This window comes from Belnapia moabensis DSM 16746 (assembly GCF_000745835.1).
Taxonomy (GTDB): domain Bacteria; phylum Pseudomonadota; class Alphaproteobacteria; order Acetobacterales; family Acetobacteraceae; genus Belnapia; species Belnapia moabensis.
On record NZ_JQKB01000011.1, the window covers coordinates 56747 to 74998 of the forward strand.

Sequence of the window (18252 nt, forward strand, 5' to 3'; positions counted from 1 at the left end):
CGTCCGGCCCTGCCGTTCTGCCGGGCACCCCGACCGACTCGTCATCGGTCAGGTTGCCGATGATGGAGATCACCGGCTCCGCTGGCCAGGCGCCGGGGGCGCTTCCGCCGCCTTATGTCGGCGGCCAGGTGGCACGGGGCGGATCGCTCGGGCTGCTCGGGACCAGGGGCGTGATGGACATCCCCTTCAGCACGACCAACTTCACGTCGCAGCTGGTCGAGGACCAGCAGGCGCGCACCGCGGCCGATACGCTGATCAATGATTCCTCGGTTCGCCTGACCACCGGCAGCAACGGCTTCGACGATACCTTCCAGATCCGTGGATTCCCCGTGCAGGCCCAGGATGTCGGGCTGAACGGGCTGTACGGCCTGGTCTCCTCCAACCGCGTGCAGGCGCAGCTCATCGAGCGCATCGAACTGCTGCGGGGGCCCGGTGCGCTGATCAACGGCATCGCGCCTGGCGGCAGCATCGGCGGGGGCATCAACATCATCAGCAAGCGGGCCGGGGACCTGCCCCTGACCCGGCTGACGACGACCTATGTCGGCAGCGCCAATTTCGGCCTTCATGCCGACGTGGCCCGGCGCTACGGGCCGAGTGGCGAATGGGGCATCCGCTTCAACGGCCTGTACCGCGACGGCGAGGCCTCGATCGACCGCGGCAATCTCCGCAGCGGCTTCGGCGCGCTGGCGCTGGACTACCGGGGCGAGCGCCTGCGCTGGTCGCTCGACGGCATCTTCCAGCGCGACGACACGCGGAATTTCCGCCCGCAGATCACCCTGTTGCCCACCATCGCCACCATTCCCTCCCCGCCCGATGCGCGCAGCAACTGGTATCCGGGGACGCGGCTCTCCCAGCAGGACGCAACGGTCGCCACCCGCCTCGAATACGACGTGACGGACTGGCTGACCGCCTATGCCGCCGTGGGCTACCGCGACGGCTGGAACGAGCAGACCTTCCCTGATTCCCGCCCGGGCGGCGTGGATGCCCTCGGCAATTTCAGGGTCACCAACGCCCTCTACGACAGCTATTCCAAGACCGTCAGCGGCACCGCCGGCGCCAACATGCGGTTCAACCTGCTGGGCGTCGGCCACACGCTCAACATCGCCTATACCGGCTTCCAGCAGGAGAACGGCAACGCCTACGTCACCTCGGGCACCAGCTTCCCCTCCAGCATCTACAACCCGGCGCGGCTTCCCGGCATCACGGCGCCGCGGACCGACCCCCGGCGGGCTTCCGACACGACGCTCAACAGCTTCGCCGTGGCCGACACCCTGTCCTTCGCCAATGACCGCGTGCTGCTGACGCTCGGCGTACGGCAGCAGGATGTCCGGGTGCTCAGCTACAGCACGGCCACCGGCGCGCGGACGAGCAGCTACGACGCCAGCGCGACGACACCTCTTGCGGGGCTGGTCATCAAGCCGCGGGAGAACATCTCGCTCTACGCGAATTATGCCGAGGGGCTGACGCGCGGCGATATCGTCGGGGCGGGCTATTCCAATGTGGGCGCGGTGCTGGCCCCGTTCAAATCGCAGCAGGTCGAGGCCGGGGTCCGGGTGGATTGGGGCGGGGTGACGACGACCGCTTCCGTGTTCCAGATCACGCGGCCGAACTCCATCCGGACGGCCTCGAACGAGCTCGCCTATGACGGCGAGCAGCGCAACCGGGGGCTCGAGCTCTCGGCCTATGGCGAGATCGTGCCCGGGCTGCGCGGCATCGCCAGCGCGACCTTCATCAAGCCCGAGCTCACCAGCCCCGCTGTCGCCTCCGAGCGCGGCAACGACGCGGCCGGGGTGCCGGACAAGACCGTCTCGGCTACGCTGGACTGGGACATGCCGTGGGTGCCGGGGCTCGCCCTCAACGGGCGGGTGATCTACACCTCGGGCTCCTACCTCACCAGTGCCAATACGCTGCGCTTCGACGGCTGGACCCGCGTCGACATCGGCGCACGCTACCGCACCGAGATCGCCAGGAAGCCGGTCGTGTTCCGGGCCAACCTGGAGAACGCCTTCGACCAGGACTACTGGCTCACCACCGGCACCTTCGTGACGGTCGGCGCGCCACGCACCTTCGTCTTCTCGGCGTCCTTCGACTTCTAGGGCGGGGTCCGGAAGGCTGCTGTGCGTCCTGCCCGCCTGGACAGGCGCCTGCGGCGCTTCGGCGGACCGGCTCCAGGCGGCGTGGCGGACCAGCGGCCCGCCCGCATCGACCGCCCCCTTGCGCCGCCACCCCCAACCGTGCTTTACGGCCCGCTTCCCTGCCGCCGCGGAGGCATCGCGCGCGGCTATGCCCATTTGCGCGCCCGGCATCCTGCCTGTCGCCTCGGGCTGAGACAGCCGGAGGGGTTCCACATGCCGCTATATGAAAGCGTGTTCATCGCACGCAACGACGTCACCCAGCAGCAGGTCGAAGCGATCGCGGAGCTGGTTGCCGGCATCGTCGCCGAGCAGGGCGGCGAGGTGAAGAAGCGCGAATACTGGGGCCTGCGCGGCCTCGCCTATCGCATCAAGAAGAACCGCAAGGGGCATTACATGCTCCTCGGCATCGACACGGTCCCGGCCGCCATGCAGGAAGCCGAGCGCCAGCTGGGCCTCAACGAGGACGTGCTGCGCGTGATGACGCTGCGCGTCGAGGAGATCGACGAGGCGCCGTCCGCCATCCTTTCCCGCCGTGGCGAGGAGCGCGAGCGTGACCGCGGCTTCCGCGGCCCGCGTCCGCCGGGGCGCTTCACCAGCGGCCGCCGCGAGCGCGGCGACGAGCGCGAGGAATTCCGGGCCCGTCCGCGGGACGAGATGGCCGATCCTTCCATGGGCGGCGAGGAGTAAGCCATGTCCGACCAGACCCCCGCTTCCGACATGACGCCGGCCGGCCGCCGCCCGGCCGTCGGTGCCCGCCGGCCCTTCTACCGGCGCCGCAAGTCCTGCCCCTTCTCCGGCCCGAATGCGCCGAAGATCGACTACAAGGACGTGCGCCTGCTGAGCCGCTTCCTCTCCGAGCGCGGCAAGATCGTGCCGAGCCGCATCACCGCGGTGAGCGCGAAGAAGCAGCGCGAGCTGGCCAATGCCATCAAGCGCGCCCGCTTCCTGGCCCTGCTGCCCTACGTCATCAACGACTGAGGGCGGGACCCGAGGTAGTGAGGCGTGGTGGCGGTGACGGCATCAGCACCATTCGGCCGGCCCCGTGAGGGACTGATGGCGGCGGCGGCCGCGGCTCTGGCCGCGACCGTCTGCGCGCTATGGGCCTTCCGCGGGCTACCCGGCGGCACGGTGCTGTTCTGGCTGACGCCGTTTCCGCTCTTCGCGGCGGGGCTCGGCTTCGGCCTCGGCAGCGTGGTGGCGGGGGTGGCGCTGGCGGCGCTGCTGCTGGCGCTGGTTGGTGGCGGCATGCCGCTGCTGGTCTTCCTGCTGCTCTTCGGCCTGCCGGTGCCGCTGCTGCTGGGGGCGGCCTTCCGCAGTGGCGGGCTCGGCCTGCCGCTGGCCCTGCTCGGGCTCTGGCCGGTCTCCGTCCTGCTGGGCGCCGCGCTCTTCCTCGCCGACGATGGCGGGCTGGAGCCGGCGATGCGGCGTGCGGTGGAGATCGCCCTCGCTCGGCTCGGCCTGCCGGCGCAGGAGATGCTGGTCGCGGAGCTGGTGCGGGTGAAGGCGGCGGCCATCGGCTTCTGGGCGGATATCGCCCTGCTGGCCAATGCGGCGGGGGCGGAGCGCTTCCTCGCCCGTCGCGGGCTGCTGCCGATGCCGCGCGCGCCATGGAGCGCGGTGCGACTGCCGGGCTGGTACCTGCCGTTGCCGGCGATCGCCGCGGGCTTCTTCCTGGCGGCACCGGAGGATGGGGATGCGGTCGCGCTCTCCGCCCTGCTGCTGCTGCTGGTGCCGTTCTTCCTGCAGGGCTGCGCCGGCGTGCATGCGCGGCTGCGCGGGCGGCGGGGTGCGACGGCGATGCTGGCGGGCTTCTACCTGCTGATGCTGCTCTTCCTGCAAATCATGGGCCCCGGCCTCGTCGGCCTCGGCCTCTACGACCAAATCCGGCGGCGCCAGGCGCCGCGCAACAGCTGACGAGAGAGTTTTCCCATGATCGACATCATCCTGATGCAGCGCGTCGAGAAGCTCGGCCAGATGGGCGAGGTGGTGAAGGTGAAGCCGGGCTATGCCCGCAACTTCCTCCTGCCGCTCGGCAAGGCGATCCGCGCGAACAAGGCGAATCTCGAGAAGTTCGAGTCGCAGCGCGCGCAGCTTGAGGCGCAGAACATCAAGCGCCGCGAGGAGGCCGAGCGCGTGGCCGAGCGGATGGACGGTCTCACCGTCACCATCATCCGTCAGGCGGGCGAGAGCGGCGGCCTCTATGGCAGCGTCTCGGCGCGCGACATCGCCGATCTCTGCAAGGAGGGTGGGCTGACCATCTCGCGCAGCCAGGTGCTGCTGGAGCAGCCGATCAAGACGCTGGGGCTCACCAAGGTGCGCGTCGAGCTGCACCCGGAGGTGCATATCCCGGTGACGGTCAACGTCGCCCGCAGCCAGGAGGAGGCCGAGCGCCAGGCCCGTGGCGAGGAGATCGTCCGCGAGGAGGAGCCGAGCCTCGAGGACGAGCTGCGCGCCGAGATCGGCGCGGCGATGGACGATCGCTGATATCCCCACGACAACGCTGCGCGTTGCCGCGGGGCCCCCATCAAGGGCGCTTTGACGAGCAGCGTCTCGGCATCCTTCCGCGGCAAAGCCGTGGAAGGCGCGAATGAAGGGAGCCGTGAGGCTCCCTTTTTTCGTTCAGGAGCGGGGAAGCCGTAGAGGCGGGCGGGGTTGTCGACGAGGACGCGCTGGCGTGCGGCGGCGTCGGGCACCCAGGTGGTGAGCAAGTCGAAGAGGACGGCGTCGTCGGGCTTGTTGTCGGGCTTCTTCGGGCCGCGCGGCGAAAGGCTAGGCACGCATCCGCGCAAGGAAAAGGGCGCGGCCTTTGCGGACCGCGCCCTCCTTCAGCCCAAAGCCGCGGCGATCAGGCCGCCTTCGCCATGCCGCGCAGCACGTAGTGCAGGATGCCGCCGTTCTTGTAGTACTCGACCTCGTCCGCGGTATCGATGCGGCTGAGGACCTTGGTGCGGGTCTCGGTGCCGTCGGCGCGGCGGATGACCAGCTCCAGCGTCTGGCGCGGCGAGAGCTGCTCGAGGCCGAGGATGTCGATCACCTCGTCGCCCTGGATGCCGAGGGACTTGCGGTCCTCGCCATTCATGAAGACGAGCGGGAGGACGCCCATGCCGACGAGGTTCGAGCGGTGGATGCGCTCGAAGCTCTCGGCGATGACGGCCTTCACGCCGAGCAGGAAGGTGCCCTTCGCCGCCCAGTCACGGGAGGAGCCGGTGCCGTATTCCTTGCCGCCAAAGACCACCAGCGGCACGCCCTCGGCCTTGTAGCGCATCGCCACGTTGTAGATCGGGGCGACGTCGCCCGAGGGGTAGTGCTTGCTGACGCCGCCCTCGGTGCCGGGGACCATCTCGTTCTTGATGCGGATATTGGCGAAGGTGCCCCGCATCATGACCTCATGGTTGCCGCGGCGGGCGCCGTAGCTGTTGAAGTCGTCCTGCCGGACCTGATGCTCCACCAGGTACTCGCCGGCGGGGCTCGACTTGCGGATGTTGCCGGCGGGCGAGATGTGGTCGGTGGTGATGCTGTCCGCCAGCTCGGCCAGGACGCGGGCGCCATGGACCGAGGTCACCGGCTTGATGTCGGCCGACATGCCCTCGAAGTACGGCGGGTTCTGGACGTAGGTGGAGCCGCTGTTCCAACGATAGGTGTCGCTGTCCGCATCGACGCGGATGGCTTGCCACTGCTCCGGGCCCTTGAACACGTCGCCGTAGCGGCCCTGGAACATCTCGCGCGTCACGCAGGCATGGACGGTGTCGTTCACCTCCTTCTGCGTCGGCCAGATGTCCTTCAGGTAGACAGGCTGGCCATCGCTGCCGGTGCCGATCGGCTCCTTGGTGATGTCCTTGGTGATGGTGCCCGCCAGCGCATAGGCAACGACCAGCGGCGGCGAAGCCAGGTAGTTGGCGCGGACATTGGCGTGGACGCGGCCCTCGAAGTTCCGGTTGCCCGAGAGCACCGAGGCGGCGACCAGCTTGTTGTTCTCGATGGCGTCCACGATCGGGTCCGGCAGCGGGCCGGAGTTGCCGATGCAGGTGGTGCAGCCATAGCCGACGGTCTGGAAGCCGATGGCATCGAGATCGGCCTGCAGGCCGGACTTCTCGAAGTATTCGGTGACGACCTGGCTGCCGGGGGCGAGCGAGGTCTTCACCCAGGGCTTCGGCGCGAGGCCCTTCTCGCGCGCCTTGCGGGCGACGAGGCCGGCGGCGACCATCACATAGGGGTTCGAGGTGTTGGTGCAGCTGGTGATCGCGGCGATGACCACGTCGCCATGACCGAGGTCATAGTTGGCGCCTTCGACGGGGACGCGCTTGGCCGCCTCGTCGCCAGGGACGCCCATGGTGCCGGCGGCGAGGTCCTTGGCGAAGCTTGTCGCGGCGTTGGACAGCGCCACGCGGTCCTGCGGGCGCTTCGGCCCGGCGAGCGAGGGCTCGACCGTGCCCATGTCGAGCTCGAGCGTGTCGGTGAAGACCGGGTCGGGCGAGTTGCTGTCGCGCCACATCCCCTGGGCCTTGCAATAGGCCTCGACCAGCTTGATGCGGTGCTCCTCGCGCCCGGAGAGGCGGAGATAGCCGATGGTCACCGCGTCGACCGGGAAGAAGCCGCAGGTCGCGCCGTATTCGGGGGCCATGTTGCCGATGGTGGCGCGGTCGGCGAGCGGGAGATCGTCGAGGCCGGGGCCGAAGAACTCGACGAACTTGCCGACGACGCCCTTCTTGCGGAGCATCTGCGTGACGGTCAGCACGAGGTCGGTCGCGGTGACGCCCTCGCGCAGCTTGCCGGTCAGCTTGAAGCCGATGACATCCGGGATGAGCATGGCGATGGGCTGGCCGAGCATCGCGGCCTCGGCCTCGATGCCGCCGACGCCCCAGCCCAGCACGCCGAGGCCGTTGACCATCGTCGTGTGGCTGTCGGTGCCGTAGCAGCTGTCGGGGTAGACGTAGGTGTCGCCGATGTCCTGCGCGGTCCAGGCGACCTGGGCGAGGTATTCGAGGTTCACCTGGTGGCAGATGCCGGTGCCGGGCGGGACGACACGGAAATTGTCGAAGGCGGCCTGGCCCCAGCGGAGGAACTCGTATCGCTCGCCATTGCGCTGGAACTCGATGTCCACATTCTTCTGCAGCGCCTGCGGCGTGCCGGAGACATCGACCATGACCGAGTGGTCAATGACGAGGTCGACAGGGACGAGCGGATTCACCTTACGCGGGTCGCCGCCGAGGGCGATGATGCCGTCGCGCATCGCGGCGAGATCCACCACCGCGGGGACGCCGGTGAAGTCCTGCATCAGGATGCGGGAGGGGCGGAAGGGCACCTCCTTGTCGGAATGGCCGCTGGGGAGCCAGCCGGCGATCGACTTCGCATCCTCCACCGTGTAGCTGCGGCCGTCCTCGTAGCGGAGGACGTTCTCAAGCAGCACCTTCAGGCTGTAGGGCAGGCGCGCGATGTCGCCGATCGTGCGGGCCGCCTCGGGCAGGCTGAAATAGTTGTAGGTCTTGCCGTCCACCTCGAGGGTGCGGCGGGTCTTCAGGCTGTCCTGCCCGATCATGCGCATGGTGCGGGGGCCCTTTTTCCTCAATCCGCATCGACTATGCTGCGATGCGGGGCTGGCGGTTTTAACCACGCTGCCGCGGGCTGGTCCATGGGCCGCGCGGTTGTCAAGGCCAGATGAGAAAGGTTCGCAACTGGCCATGCTGCATGCGGAAAACCTGGCCTGCCGGCGTGGTGAAAGAGTCGTCTTTGCCGGGCTTTCCTTCAAGGTGGAGCCGGGCGCGGCGGTGCTGCTGACGGGCGCGAACGGCGCCGGGAAATCGACCCTGCTGCGGCTGCTGGCCGGGCTGCTGGCGCCGGCCGAGGGGCGGCTGCTGTGGCAGGAGGCGGATGCATTCGCCGACCGTGCGGCGCATGCGGGGCGGCTGCGCTACCTGTCGCATGCGGATGCGCTGAAACCGGCGCTGACGACGCGGGAGAATCTCGGCTTCTTCGCGCGGCTCTGGGGCGGGGATGCGGGCGCGGCGCTCGATGAGCTTGGGCTGGCGCCGCTCGCCGAGCTGCCGGCGCGGGTGCTGTCCTCCGGGCAGAAGCGGCGGCTGGCTTTGGCGCGGCTGGCCCTTGCCCCGGCGGCGCTCTGGCTGCTGGATGAGCCGACGGTGGGGCTGGATGCGGTTTCGGTCGAACGACTCGGTGCGTTGCTGGCGCGGCATCGCGCGGCGGGCGGGATGGTGCTGGCGGCGACGCATCTGCCGCTGCCGCTGCCGGATGCGCGGGAGTTGCGGCTTTGAGGGGGTTCGGGGCGCTGCTCGGGCGGGAGATGCGGCTGGCCATTCGGCATCCGGCGGATTCGCTGGCGGCGGTGCTGTTCTTCGTGCTCGTGGCGGCGCTGTTCCCCTTCGGCATCGGGCCGGCGCCGGAGGCGTTGGCGCGGCTGGCGCCGGGGGCCTTGCTGGCTTCCGCCCTGCTCGCGGCGCTGCTGCCGCTCGACCGGCTGTTCGGCGCGGATGTGGAGGATGGGACGCTCGACCAATTGCTGCTGTCGGGGATGGGGGCGGCGACCGTCGCCTTGGCCAAGGCGCTGGCACATTGGCTGGTGACGGGGCTGCCGCTGCTGGTGGCGACCCCCATCGCCGGGGCGATGCTCAACCTGGCGACGGAGGCCTGGCCGGCGGCGATGGCGGCGCTCGGGCTGGGGACTGCCTTTCTCTCGCTGCTGGGGACGGCGGGGGCGGCGCTGACGCTGGGGGCTCGGCGCGGCGGCGTGCTGCTGCCGCTGCTGGTGCTGCCGCTGGCCATCCCCGCCGTCATCTTCGGCGCGGCGGGGATCGAGGCGGCGGCGGCGGGGCTGGAGGCGCGGCCCTATCTGCTGCTGCTGGGCGCGCTGGTGGCGGCGGCGTTGCCGCTGGCGCCGTTGGCGGCGGGGGCGGCGCTCCGGGTGGAGTAGCGGTGGCGGCGGGGCGGCTTATGTCATCGGGGCGATGAAGAGGGTGTTCGCATGCTCGGCCGACTGCTTTCCGCCGCCTCGGGGCTGCTGCTCGGGGCCTGTTCGGTCGTCGGCGTGAGGTCGGGGACGGAGGAGCCGCGCTTCACCGTGGTGGAGCGGGTGGGCGAGGTGGAGATCCGCGACTATGCGCCGCGGGTCGCGGCCGAGACGCTGGTCGAGGCCGACAGCGAGGAGGCGGCGCGGCGCGAGGGGTTCCGGCGGCTGGCCGGCTATATCTTCGGCGGCAACCGGCGGCGGGCGCGGATCGCCATGACGGCGCCCGTGGCGCAGGGCTCGGCGCGGATCGCCATGACCGCGCCGGTCGGGCAATCGGCGGCGCCGGGGGGATGGATGATCCGCTTCTTCCTGCCGGCGGAGATCGCCAGCGCCGAGGCGGCGCCGGTGCCGGAGGATGGGCGGGTCGGCATCGTCACCGTCCCCGGCGAGCGGGTCGCCGTGCTGCGCTATGCGGGGGTACCGGGTGCGGAGGCGGCGGCCGCGGCGCGGGCGCGGCTGTTGGAGGCGCTCGGTGCGGGACCGTGGCGGGCGGAGGGGGAGGCCTTCGACTGGTTCTACGATCCGCCCTGGACGCTGCCGCCGCTGCGGCGGAACGAGGCGGTGGTACGGGTCAGCCGCCGGACGGAGGGGTAGCGAGGCCGATCGCCACGCGCTCCAGCACGGCGAGGCAGGCGGCGAGGTCCTCCTCCGGGATGCCGGCGAGGATCTCGGCGCGGACGACCGTCGCCGCGGCCTCGATGCGCTGGATCAGCGGCAGGGCACGCTCGGTGAGGTGCAGGGTCTTGGCGCGCCGGTCTTGGGCGGAGCTGCGGCGCTCGACCAGCCCCTCCCCTTCCAGCCAGTCGAGGGTACGAACGAGCGTCGGGCCCTCGATCAGAAGGCGGTTGGCCAGCTCCTTCTGGGTGATGCCGTCGCCGCTGCGGGAGAGGGTAAGGAGGGCGAGCCAGCGCGCCTCGGTCAGGCCGAAATCGGCGATGCGTGCGTCCAGCCGCCCGCGCCAGCGCCGCGCGATCTGCGCGATGCTCATGCCGAGGCGCCACTGGGTATGGGCAAGCGTCGAGCCGTCCCGCATCGCCGCAGGCTAGACCGGAGCGGGATAGCTAGGAAGCTAGATAATCAGCCCAAGTACCGGCTGCGGAGATGCGCCATGAAATCCTCCGGGTCGAGCGGCTTGCCGGTTGCGGCCCGCAGCAAGTCCTGGAAGCCGAGGCGGGAGCCTTGGCCGTGGACATGGATGCGCAGCCAGGAGAGCAGCGGGGCCATGTCGCCCTCGGCGAGCGAAGCGTCGAGCTCCGGCAGGGCGCGGCGGGCGGCGCCCATCAGCTGGGCGGCGGCCATGGCGCCGAGGGTGTAGCTCGGGAAATAGCCGAAGGCGCCGTCATGCCAGTGGATGTCCTGCAGGCAGCCCCGGGCGTCGTCGGGCGGTGCGAGGCCGAGGAGGCGGGTGAAGCCCTCGGCCCAGGCGCCAGGGAGGTCGGCGACGGCAAGCTCGCCCGCGATCAGCGCGCGCTCCAAGCGGAAGCGGAGGATGACATGGGCGGGATAGGTCAGCTCATCGGCATCGACGCGGATGAAGCCGCGGGAGACGCGGCGCCAGAGGCGGGCGAGGTTGGCGGTGGCGTAGGGGGCCGGGTCGCCGCCGAAGGCCGCGTGCAGCTCGCCGCCGAGGAAGGCGAGGAACGCATCCGACCGGCAGGCCTGCATCTCCATCAGTAGGCTCTGCGACTCGTGGGCGGCCATGCCGGCGGCCTCGCCGACCGGCTGGCGAGCCCAGGCGGCGGGGAGGCCGGCCTCGTAGAGGGCGTGGCCGGTTTCGTGGATGACGCCCATCAGCGCCTTCCCGACCTCCGCCTCGCTGTAGAAGGTGGTGATGCGGATATCGGTGGGCGTGCCGCCGCAGAAGGGGTGGAGGCTCTCGTCGAGCCTTGCATGGGCGTAGTCGAGGCCGAGGCGGGCGGAGATCGACTGGCAGAGGCGGCGCTGGGTCTCGATCGGGAAAGGGCCTGGCAGCGGCTGGGGAGTGCCACGGGCGGCTTGCAGGGACTCGGCCCGGGGCAGCGCTTCGGCGAGGAAGGATTCGTAGGCGGCGAAGACGGGCTCGACATCGGCGGCCGCGATGCCGGGCTGGTAGCGGTCCATCAGCGCGTCATAGGGCGACAGGCCGAGGGCGCCGGAGAGGGCGGCGGCGGTCTCGCGCTGGAGGCGGACGACCTCCTCCAGCTGGGGGCGGACCAGGGAGAAGTCGGAGCGGGCCTTGGCGGTGCGCCAGACCTTCTCGCAGGTGGCGTTGGCACGCTCCGTCGCTTCCACCAGATCGGTCGGAAGGGCCGTCGCGCGGCGGTGGGCGCGGCGCATGAGGGCGAGGTTGGCGCTCTCCCATTCGCCCTCGGCGCTGGCGGCGGCGAGGTCGTCGGTGACCTCGGGGGCAGTCAGCAGCTCGTGGCGGAGGCCGGCCAGCGTCGCCAGCTGCTCGCCGCGGGCGGCGCCGCCGCCGGGGGGCATCATCGCGCTGGCATCCCAGTGCAGCATGGCACTGGCCTCGCCGAGCGTTGCAAGGCGGGCGAAGCGGGTGGCGAGGCGAGCATAGGCAGTGCGGCTCATGCGGCGTGCTCCCGGCGGCTGCGGAGGAGGAAGGAGGCGACGACCCCGACCAGGGCGGCGGCGAGGCCGTACCAGGTGATGGCATAGCCGAGATGCGGGTTGTCCGGCCGCGGCAGGCTGCGGGCGGCGGCGGGGAGCGCCGTGGGGCTTGTCCCCGGCGGGGCGAGGGCGACGAGGCCGAAGGGAGCGGGCACCGGCAGGCCGAGCGCGGCGCCGATCACGGCCGGGTCGAAGACATAGAAGCGCCGGGCCGCCAAGTCGTCGCGCGGCGAGTTCCAGTCGCGGGTATCGGCCTGGCGGACATAGCCGATGACGGCAACCTCGCCCTCGGGCCGGTCGATGCCCTGGCTCCGCTCCATCGGCACCCAGCCGCGATCGACCAGGAGCGGCGGGGCACCCTGGCGGAGGAGTGGGGTGACGAGGCGGGCGCCGAGGGTGGTGCCGCGCAGCTCGATGCCGAGCATCGCCTCGCGCCCATGGTCGAGGCGGCCGGTGGCGACGACCTTGCTGTAGGGCGGCGGGTGGCCCGTCAGCGGCACCGGCGGGCCGGCCTCGGCGGCCGCGATGCGGTCGAGGATGTCGGCTTTCCAGTGCAGGCGGTGGACCTGCCAGGTGCCGAGGGTGATCAGCGCGGCCAGGACCGGCAGGCTGGCGAGGATGGGAAGGAGGAGGCGGCGCATCGCTCACCGATATGGGGCGGATCGGGCGACCGCCAAAGGAAAGGGCCGCCGCCGCGGATGCGGACGGCGGCCCTCGATGGGGAGCCCGGGGTGGATCAGTGCTCGGCGATCTCGCCGGCGCCGAGGAAGTAGATGCAGACGAAGAGGAAGAGCCAGACCACGTCCACGAAATGCCAGTACCAGGCGGCCGCCTCGAAGCCGAAGTGGCGCTGCGCGGTGAAGTGGCCCTTGATGGCGCGGACCAGGCAGACCGCCAGGAAGATGGTGCCGACCATCACGTGGAAGCCGTGGAAGCCGGTCGCCAGGAAGAAGGTCGAGGGATAGACACCGCCGGTGAACTTGAAGGGCGCCTCGGCATACTCGACCACCTGGAAGGCGGTGAAGGAGAGGCCGAGCGCCACGGTGAGGGCGAGGCCCGTGATCAGCGACTTGCGGTCATTGTGCAGCAGGCCGTGATGCGCCCAGGTGACCGTGCAGCCGGAGAGGAGCAGGATCATCGTGTTCAGGAAGGGCAGGCCGAAGGGGTCGAAGGTGAGGATGCCCTTGGGCGGCCAGATCGCCTCCACCGCGCCGGAGACGTGCTGCGGGTAGAGGGCGTAGTGGAAATAGGCCCAGAAGAAGGCGACGAAGAACATCACCTCCGAGGCGATGAAGAGCATCATCCCATAGCGCAGGCCGATGCGCACGACGGGCGTGTGCATGCCCGGCGTGCGGGCCTCGCGGATGACGTCGCGCCACCAGAAGAACATCACGGCCAGCACGCTGGCGACGCCGAGATAGAGCATCCAGTGGATGCCGTAATGCGCCAGCAGCACGATGCCGAGCACCAGGGCGCCGCCCGCGAAGGCACCGGCCAGCGGCCAGGGCGAGGGATCGACCAGGTGGTAAGGGTGCTTGTGGAGCGGCGCGGGTTCCGCGGTCGCCGTCATGTCGGTGGAGCTGGCCATTGCGCGTCCTGATCTCTGCGGGAGGAGGCCCGCCGGTCGGGGCGCATCAATCCCCAAAAACCGGCCGTTATCAAGCCCTGAGGCGGCTATTGCGTCGTCGTGCGGGCCGGGCCGACATGCTGGCCGGCATTGGCCAACGCGCCGGAACGGGCGGCGTCGTCGAGGCTGCGGAAGAAGGTGTAGTTGATGGTGATGGTGCGGATGCCGAGCGTGTTCGGGTCGTCGGCGATGGCCGGATCGATCCAGAAGGTGAGCGGCATGTCGACCCGCTGGCCCGGCTCCAGCGTCTGCTCGTTGAAGCAGAAGCAGGCGGTCTTGTGGAAATACTTGCCCACCACCTCGGGCGTCACGTTGTAGGTGGCGATGCCGGTGACGGGGCGATCGGCAAGGTTCTCGGCCCGGTAGAAGCCCAGCCCCTCCTCGCCGACGCGGAGCGAGACGTTCGGCGCCTCCGGGGTGAAGCGCCAGGGCAGACCGGGATGGGTATTGGCGTTGAAGCGGACCGTCATCGCCCTGGCGTCGGCGGCGGCGCCGGGCGCGGTGGGGCCGCCGGTCTGCACGGTGCCGTTATAGCCGGTCGCCCGGCAGAACATGTCGTAGAGCGGCACGGAGGCGAAGGCGAGGCCGACCATGCAGGCGACGCCGCCGCCGACCACGAGGCCGAGGCGGCGGTTGCGGCGGCGGAGGATCTCGGCGGGCGTCATCGGATCAACCCCTCAACACGCGGGCGGTGCTGATGGCGAAGAACAGCACCACGAGCAGGACCAGCACGCCAACCACCGCCCAGTTCTTCTGGCGGCGCCGGCGGTCGAAATCGAGGCGTTGCTCGGGCGTCATCAGCCGAGCAGGGCCTTGTCGGCGGCGAGCGCCATGAAGAGCAGGGCGAGGTAGAGCAGCGAGTAGCGGAAGGCCTTCTTCGCCGGCTTGTCGCCGGTGAGGCTGCGGCCGGCCTCGTCCTGCTCGTCGCGCCAGACGGCGATCGAGTGACGCAGGAATTCGGCGCCGAGCAGAAGGGCGGCGACGGCATAGAGCCAGCCCGCGAAGCCGAGCAGCGTCGGCAGCAATGTCAGCGGCAGCAGCACCAGGGTGTAGACGAGGACCTGCTTCCGCGTCTCCCGCGCGCCATGGGTGACGGGGAGCATCGGCACGCCGACCTTCTCGTAATCGGCATGGGCAAAGAGGCTGAGCGCCCAGAAATGCGGCGGCGTCCAGAAGAAGATGATGGCGAAGAGGATCATCGGCGCCAGCGTCACGTCGCCGGTGACGGCCGCCCAGCCGATCACCGGGGGGAAGGCGCCGGCGGCGCCGCCGATGACGATGTTCTGCGAGGTCCGCCGCTTCAGCCAGGCGGTGTAGACGAAGACGTAGAAGGCGATGGAGAGCGCCAGCACGCCGGCCGCGACCCAATTCGTCGCCAGTCCCATGATGAGAACTGAGGCGACGGCGAGGCCGACGCCGTAGGCGAGCGCGGCGCCAGGCTCGATCCGCCCGGCGGGGATGGGCCGGTTCTGGGTGCGGCGCATGACCGCGTCGATGTCGCGGTCGTACCACATGTTGATGGCGCCCGAGGCGCCGGCGCCGAGCGCGATGCAGAGCACGGCGGCGATGGCGAGCGTCGGGTGGAGGTGGCCGGGGGCGACGAGCAGGCCGCAGATGCCGGTGAGCACTACCAGCGAGATGACGCGCGGCTTGAGGAGGGTGACCCAGTCCTTGACCTCGGACAGGTCCTGCGGCGGTGCGGCTGCGGTGACGTCGCTCATGGGGGCGATGTAGGCCCTCCCCATGAAAAACGCCACACCCCGGACTGCGGGATGTGGCGCTTTCTCTGTGACCTGACGCGGGCTTAACGAACCTGCGGCAGCTCCTCGAAGGTGTGGAAGGGCGGCGGGCTGCTCACCTGCCACTCGAGGGTGGTCGCCCCCTCGCCCCAGTAGTTGTCGGCCAGGTGCTCCTTTGAGGCGAAGGTCTTCCAGCAGACATAGAAGAAGACGAACATCGAGGCGGTGGAGATGTAGGCCCCGGCCGAGGAAACCAGGTTCCAGCCCCAGAAGGCGTCCGGATAGTCCGGGTACCGGCGCGGCATGCCCTGGGCGCCCAGGAAGTGCTGCGGGAAGAAGACCAGGTTGGCGCCGACGAAGAGCATCCAGAAATGCACCTTGCCCCAGAACTCGGGGTAGGGCTTCCCGCTCATCTTGCCGATCCAGTAGTAGAAGCCGGCAAAGATCGAGAAGACGGCGCCGAGCGACAGCACGTAGTGGAAGTGCGCCACGACGTAATAGGTGTTGTGCAGGATGACGTCGACGCTGGCATTGGCCAGCTTCACGCCGGTCACGCCGCCGAGGGTGAAGAGGAAGATGAAGCCGATGGCGAAGAGCATCGGCGTCCGCAGGTCGAGCGAGCCGCCCCACATGGTGGCGATCCAGGAGAAGATCTTGATGCCCGTCGGCACGGCGATGACCATGGTCGCGGCCATGAAGTAGGCCCGCGTGTCCACGTCGATTCCGCTGGTGAACATGTGGTGCGCCCAGACCACGAAGCCGACCACGCCGATCGCCGTCATCGCATAGGCCATCCCGAGATAGCCGAAGACGGGCTTGCGGCTGAAGGTCGAGACGATGTGGCTGATGATGCCGAAGCCCGGCAGGATCATGATGTAGACTTCGGGGTGGCCGAAGAACCAGAACAGGTGCTGGAACAGCACCGGGTCGCCGCCGCCCGCCGGATTGAAGAAGGCCGTGCCGAAGTTGCGGTCGGTGATCAGCATGGTGATGGCGCCGGCCAGCACCGGCACCGCCAGCAGCAGCAGGAAGGCGGTGATCAGCATCGACCAGACGAAGAGCGGCATCTTGTGCAGCGTCATGCCCGGCGCGCGCATGTTGAAGATGGTCGTGATGAAGTTGGCCGCGCCCATGATGGAGCTGGCGCCCGCGAGGTGGAGCGAGAAGAGGGCGAGGTCCATCGACGGGCCCGGGTGGTAGGCGCTGTCGGAGAGCGGGGTATAGATCGTCCAGCCCGCGCCCGCGCCCTCGCCGATGAACAGGCTGGCGCCGAGCAGCAGGAAGGCCGGGACCAGCAGCCAGAAGCTGATGTTGTTCATCCGCGGGAAGGCCATGTCCGGCGCGCCGATCATCAGCGGGACGAACCAGTTGCCGAAGCCGCCAATCAGCGCCGGCATGACCACGAAGAACACCATGATGAGGCCATGGGCACTCACCACCGTGTTCCAGGCCTGGCCGCTGGAGAAGAATTGCAGGCCGGGCTGCTGCAGCTCCATCCGCATCAGCATCGACAGGCCGACGCCGAGGAGCGAGGCGAAGATCGAGAAGATGAGGTAGAGGGTGCCGATATCTTTATGGTTGGTGCTGAACAGCCAGCGCGCGACGAAGCCGGGGGCGTGGTCGTGGTGGCCGTCGTGATGTGCGTCTGTGGCGTGCGCCATGGGTCCGCCTCTGGTGTAAAGGGTCAGCCGGTTACCGGCTCAGCTCGGCGATGCGGGTGCTGGCCTCGGCCGGCGTGCCGTCATTCGCCGCGTATTTCTTCTTGGCCTCCTCGACCCAGGCCTGGAACTCGGCCTGCGGCACGGCGCGGACCATGATCGGCATGAACCAGTGATTGGTCCCGCAGATCTGGTTGCACTGGCCGTAATAGGTGCCCGGCTGGTCGGCGCGGAACCAGGTCTCCAGCGTCCGGCCCGGGATCGTATACTTCTGCACGCCGAGCGAGGGCACGAAGAAGCTGTGGATCACGTCCTGGCCCGTCGTCAGCACGCGGATATTGGCGCCAACGGGGATGACCAGGGGCTCGTCCACCGCGAGGTTGCGGAGCTGGTCGGGCTTCAGGTCCTCGTCCGGGATCGGGCGACTGTCGAAGGCGAAGTCGCCGTTATCCGGGTAGGCATAGTGCCAGTACCACTGCCGGCCCTGGACGTTGATCGTCAGGTCCGCATCGCGCGCCCGGTCCTCGTAGTAGATCAGGCGGAAGGAGGGGATGGCGATGATCAGCAGGATCAGCACCGGCACGACCGTCCAGGCGATCTCGAGGGTGGTGTTGTGGCTGGTGCGGGACGGCGTGGGGTTCACCGAGGCGCGGAAGCGCCAGATGCAGTAGGCCAGCAAAGCCGTGACGAAGATGCTGATGAGGATGATGATCCACAGCACCAGGGTGTTGAAGTCGTGGATCGCCTCCTTCACCGGGCCGCCGGCCGGCTGCAGGCCGAGGCCCCAGGGGATGGGGGCGCCGAGGGACGAGTGGGTCTCGCCTACCGTGCCGCCGGAGCTGCGATTATCCTGCGCCAGGGCCGTGCCCATGGCACCCCCGAGCGCGAGCAGGCCGGCCAGCGCCAGCCTCGATGCCCTACCCAACCACTGACCGATCACCCGCTGCATCCCGTGTCCCGCCCGCCGCGCGCGGTGCGCGCACCGCCTGAGAAAGGTCCTGCCGTCCGGACCAGCCGGCCGACGCGTCGCCGCGCCCCGAAGAGGCTGAGGCGACGCGGCCGGACCATAGTCGCGCAGCACCGCACCGCACAAGTGAGGGCCGGCGCGCGAAGCGCAAGTCCGGCCGGGAGGGGACGCAATTCAGGGTGCGGATTCGGCCTCGGCATCGACCTCGGCGACGTGGTCAACCATGTCCGAGAGCATGGAGCGGATATGCTCGTCCATCACCGCGTAGAAGACCTGGCGGCCGCGGCGGTCGGCCTGGAGCAGCCGCGCCGCGCGCAGCAGGCGCAGGTGGTGCGAGACGAGGGAGGCGGAGATGCCGAGGCGCTCCGCCATCTCGCCCACCGCCGCCGGGGCGTCGAGGCAGGCGAGGATGATCTTGAGCCGCGTCGGGTCGCTCATCAGGCGGAACATTTCCGCCAATTCAACCACTTGATCGTCGCCGATCCGGATTCGTGCGCGCATCTG

Annotated in this window: 19 protein-coding genes; 8 read left to right on the top strand and 11 right to left on the bottom strand. The window is 69.7% G+C overall.

Translation table 11 applies throughout. From position 1 onward, the window contains the following. The first annotated feature begins 59 nt into the window (after window positions 1-59). From EP26_RS09490 to rplI, 5 genes are all read left to right on the top strand, one after another. Complete coding sequence (locus EP26_RS09490) at window positions 60-2096, top strand: TonB-dependent receptor (RefSeq protein ID WP_245624350.1); 2037 nt, start codon at window positions 60-62, stop codon at window positions 2094-2096. A 252-nt stretch (window positions 2097-2348) separates the two neighbouring features. Then, entirely contained in the window at window positions 2349-2822 is a 474-nt protein-coding gene (gene rpsF / locus EP26_RS09495; RefSeq protein WP_043338053.1) for a 30S ribosomal protein S6, read from the top strand. A gap of 3 nt (window positions 2823-2825) precedes the next feature. Next, entirely contained in the window at window positions 2826-3113 is a 288-nt protein-coding gene (gene rpsR, locus EP26_RS09500; protein ID WP_043338055.1) for a 30S ribosomal protein S18, read from the top strand. A gap of 75 nt (window positions 3114-3188) precedes the next feature. Continuing rightward, window positions 3189-4049: a DUF2232 domain-containing protein gene (locus tag EP26_RS09505; RefSeq protein WP_043338056.1), complete on the top strand. Its 861-nt coding sequence runs from the start codon at window positions 3189-3191 to the stop codon at window positions 4047-4049. Window positions 4050-4064: 15 nt separating this feature from the next. Then, window positions 4065-4619 carry a 50S ribosomal protein L9 gene (gene rplI / locus EP26_RS09510; RefSeq protein ID WP_043338058.1) on the top strand — a complete coding sequence of 185 codons (555 nt, stop codon included), beginning with the start codon at window positions 4065-4067 and terminating at the stop codon, window positions 4617-4619. Window positions 4620-4980: 361 nt separating this feature from the next. Here rplI and acnA read toward each other — a convergent pair whose 3' ends face one another. Further along, window positions 4981-7677 (bottom strand): aconitate hydratase AcnA, encoded by a 2697-nt coding sequence (acnA, locus tag EP26_RS09515; RefSeq protein ID WP_043338060.1) that lies wholly within the window; start codon window positions 7675-7677, stop codon window positions 4981-4983. 136 nt (window positions 7678-7813) lie between these two features. Here acnA and ccmA point away from each other — a divergent pair, with 136 nt between their 5' ends. The 3 genes from ccmA to EP26_RS09530 are packed head-to-tail and all read left to right on the top strand — an operon-like array spanning window position 7814 to window position 9750. Continuing rightward, entirely contained in the window at window positions 7814-8404 is a 591-nt protein-coding gene (ccmA, locus tag EP26_RS09520) for a heme ABC exporter ATP-binding protein CcmA (protein WP_043338062.1), read from the top strand. Then, window positions 8401-9060 carry a heme exporter protein CcmB gene (gene ccmB, locus EP26_RS09525; RefSeq protein ID WP_043338064.1) on the top strand — a complete coding sequence of 220 codons (660 nt, stop codon included), beginning with the start codon at window positions 8401-8403 and terminating at the stop codon, window positions 9058-9060. The genes ccmA and ccmB overlap by 4 nt, the downstream gene beginning before the upstream one ends. A 51-nt stretch (window positions 9061-9111) precedes the next feature. Beyond that, window positions 9112-9750: an SOUL family heme-binding protein gene (locus EP26_RS09530; RefSeq protein ID WP_052388994.1), complete on the top strand. Its 639-nt coding sequence runs from the start codon at window positions 9112-9114 to the stop codon at window positions 9748-9750. On the opposite strand, the gene EP26_RS09535 is transcribed toward EP26_RS09530, so the two are convergent. The 10 genes from EP26_RS09535 to EP26_RS09575 form a co-directional block, all read right to left on the bottom strand. After that, the gene (locus EP26_RS09535) at window positions 9728-10144 is read right to left on the bottom strand and encodes a MarR family transcriptional regulator (protein WP_245624351.1); all 417 of its coding nucleotides are present in this window, start codon (window positions 10142-10144) and stop codon (window positions 9728-9730) included. The two genes, EP26_RS09530 and EP26_RS09535, sit on opposite strands and share 23 nt — an antisense overlap. Before the next feature lie 89 nt (window positions 10145-10233). Continuing rightward, on the bottom strand, window positions 10234-11718 hold the full coding sequence (locus EP26_RS09540) for a carboxypeptidase M32 (protein WP_043338067.1): 1485 nt from the start codon (window positions 11716-11718) through the stop codon (window positions 10234-10236). Further along, entirely contained in the window at window positions 11715-12398 is a 684-nt protein-coding gene (locus tag EP26_RS09545) for an SURF1 family protein (protein WP_043338068.1), read from the bottom strand. Before EP26_RS09545 ends, EP26_RS09540 begins: the two co-directional genes overlap by 4 nt. 95 nt (window positions 12399-12493) lie before the next feature. Further along, complete coding sequence (locus tag EP26_RS09550; RefSeq protein ID WP_084112421.1) at window positions 12494-13345, bottom strand: cytochrome c oxidase subunit 3; 852 nt, start codon at window positions 13343-13345, stop codon at window positions 12494-12496. Window positions 13346-13431: 86 nt separating this feature from the next. Beyond that, window positions 13432-14049 carry a cytochrome c oxidase assembly protein gene (locus EP26_RS09555; RefSeq protein WP_043338069.1) on the bottom strand — a complete coding sequence of 206 codons (618 nt, stop codon included), beginning with the start codon at window positions 14047-14049 and terminating at the stop codon, window positions 13432-13434. 4 nt (window positions 14050-14053) lie between these two features. Then, window positions 14054-14182 (bottom strand): hypothetical protein, encoded by a 129-nt coding sequence (locus EP26_RS38090; RefSeq protein ID WP_281177075.1) that lies wholly within the window; start codon window positions 14180-14182, stop codon window positions 14054-14056. Further along, entirely contained in the window at window positions 14182-15105 is a 924-nt protein-coding gene (locus tag EP26_RS09560; protein WP_043338070.1) for a heme o synthase, read from the bottom strand. The genes EP26_RS38090 and EP26_RS09560 overlap by 1 nt, the downstream gene beginning before the upstream one ends. Before the next feature lie 83 nt (window positions 15106-15188). Next, complete coding sequence (gene ctaD / locus EP26_RS09565; protein ID WP_043338071.1) at window positions 15189-16784, bottom strand: cytochrome c oxidase subunit I; 1596 nt, start codon at window positions 16782-16784, stop codon at window positions 15189-15191. A 31-nt stretch (window positions 16785-16815) separates the two neighbouring features. Further along, window positions 16816-17730: a cytochrome c oxidase subunit II gene (gene coxB / locus EP26_RS09570; RefSeq protein ID WP_043338073.1), complete on the bottom strand. Its 915-nt coding sequence runs from the start codon at window positions 17728-17730 to the stop codon at window positions 16816-16818. Window positions 17731-17922: 192 nt separating this feature from the next. Further along, complete coding sequence (locus EP26_RS09575) at window positions 17923-18249, bottom strand: ArsR/SmtB family transcription factor (RefSeq protein WP_043338074.1); 327 nt, start codon at window positions 18247-18249, stop codon at window positions 17923-17925. Window positions 18250-18252 lie beyond the last annotated feature (3 nt).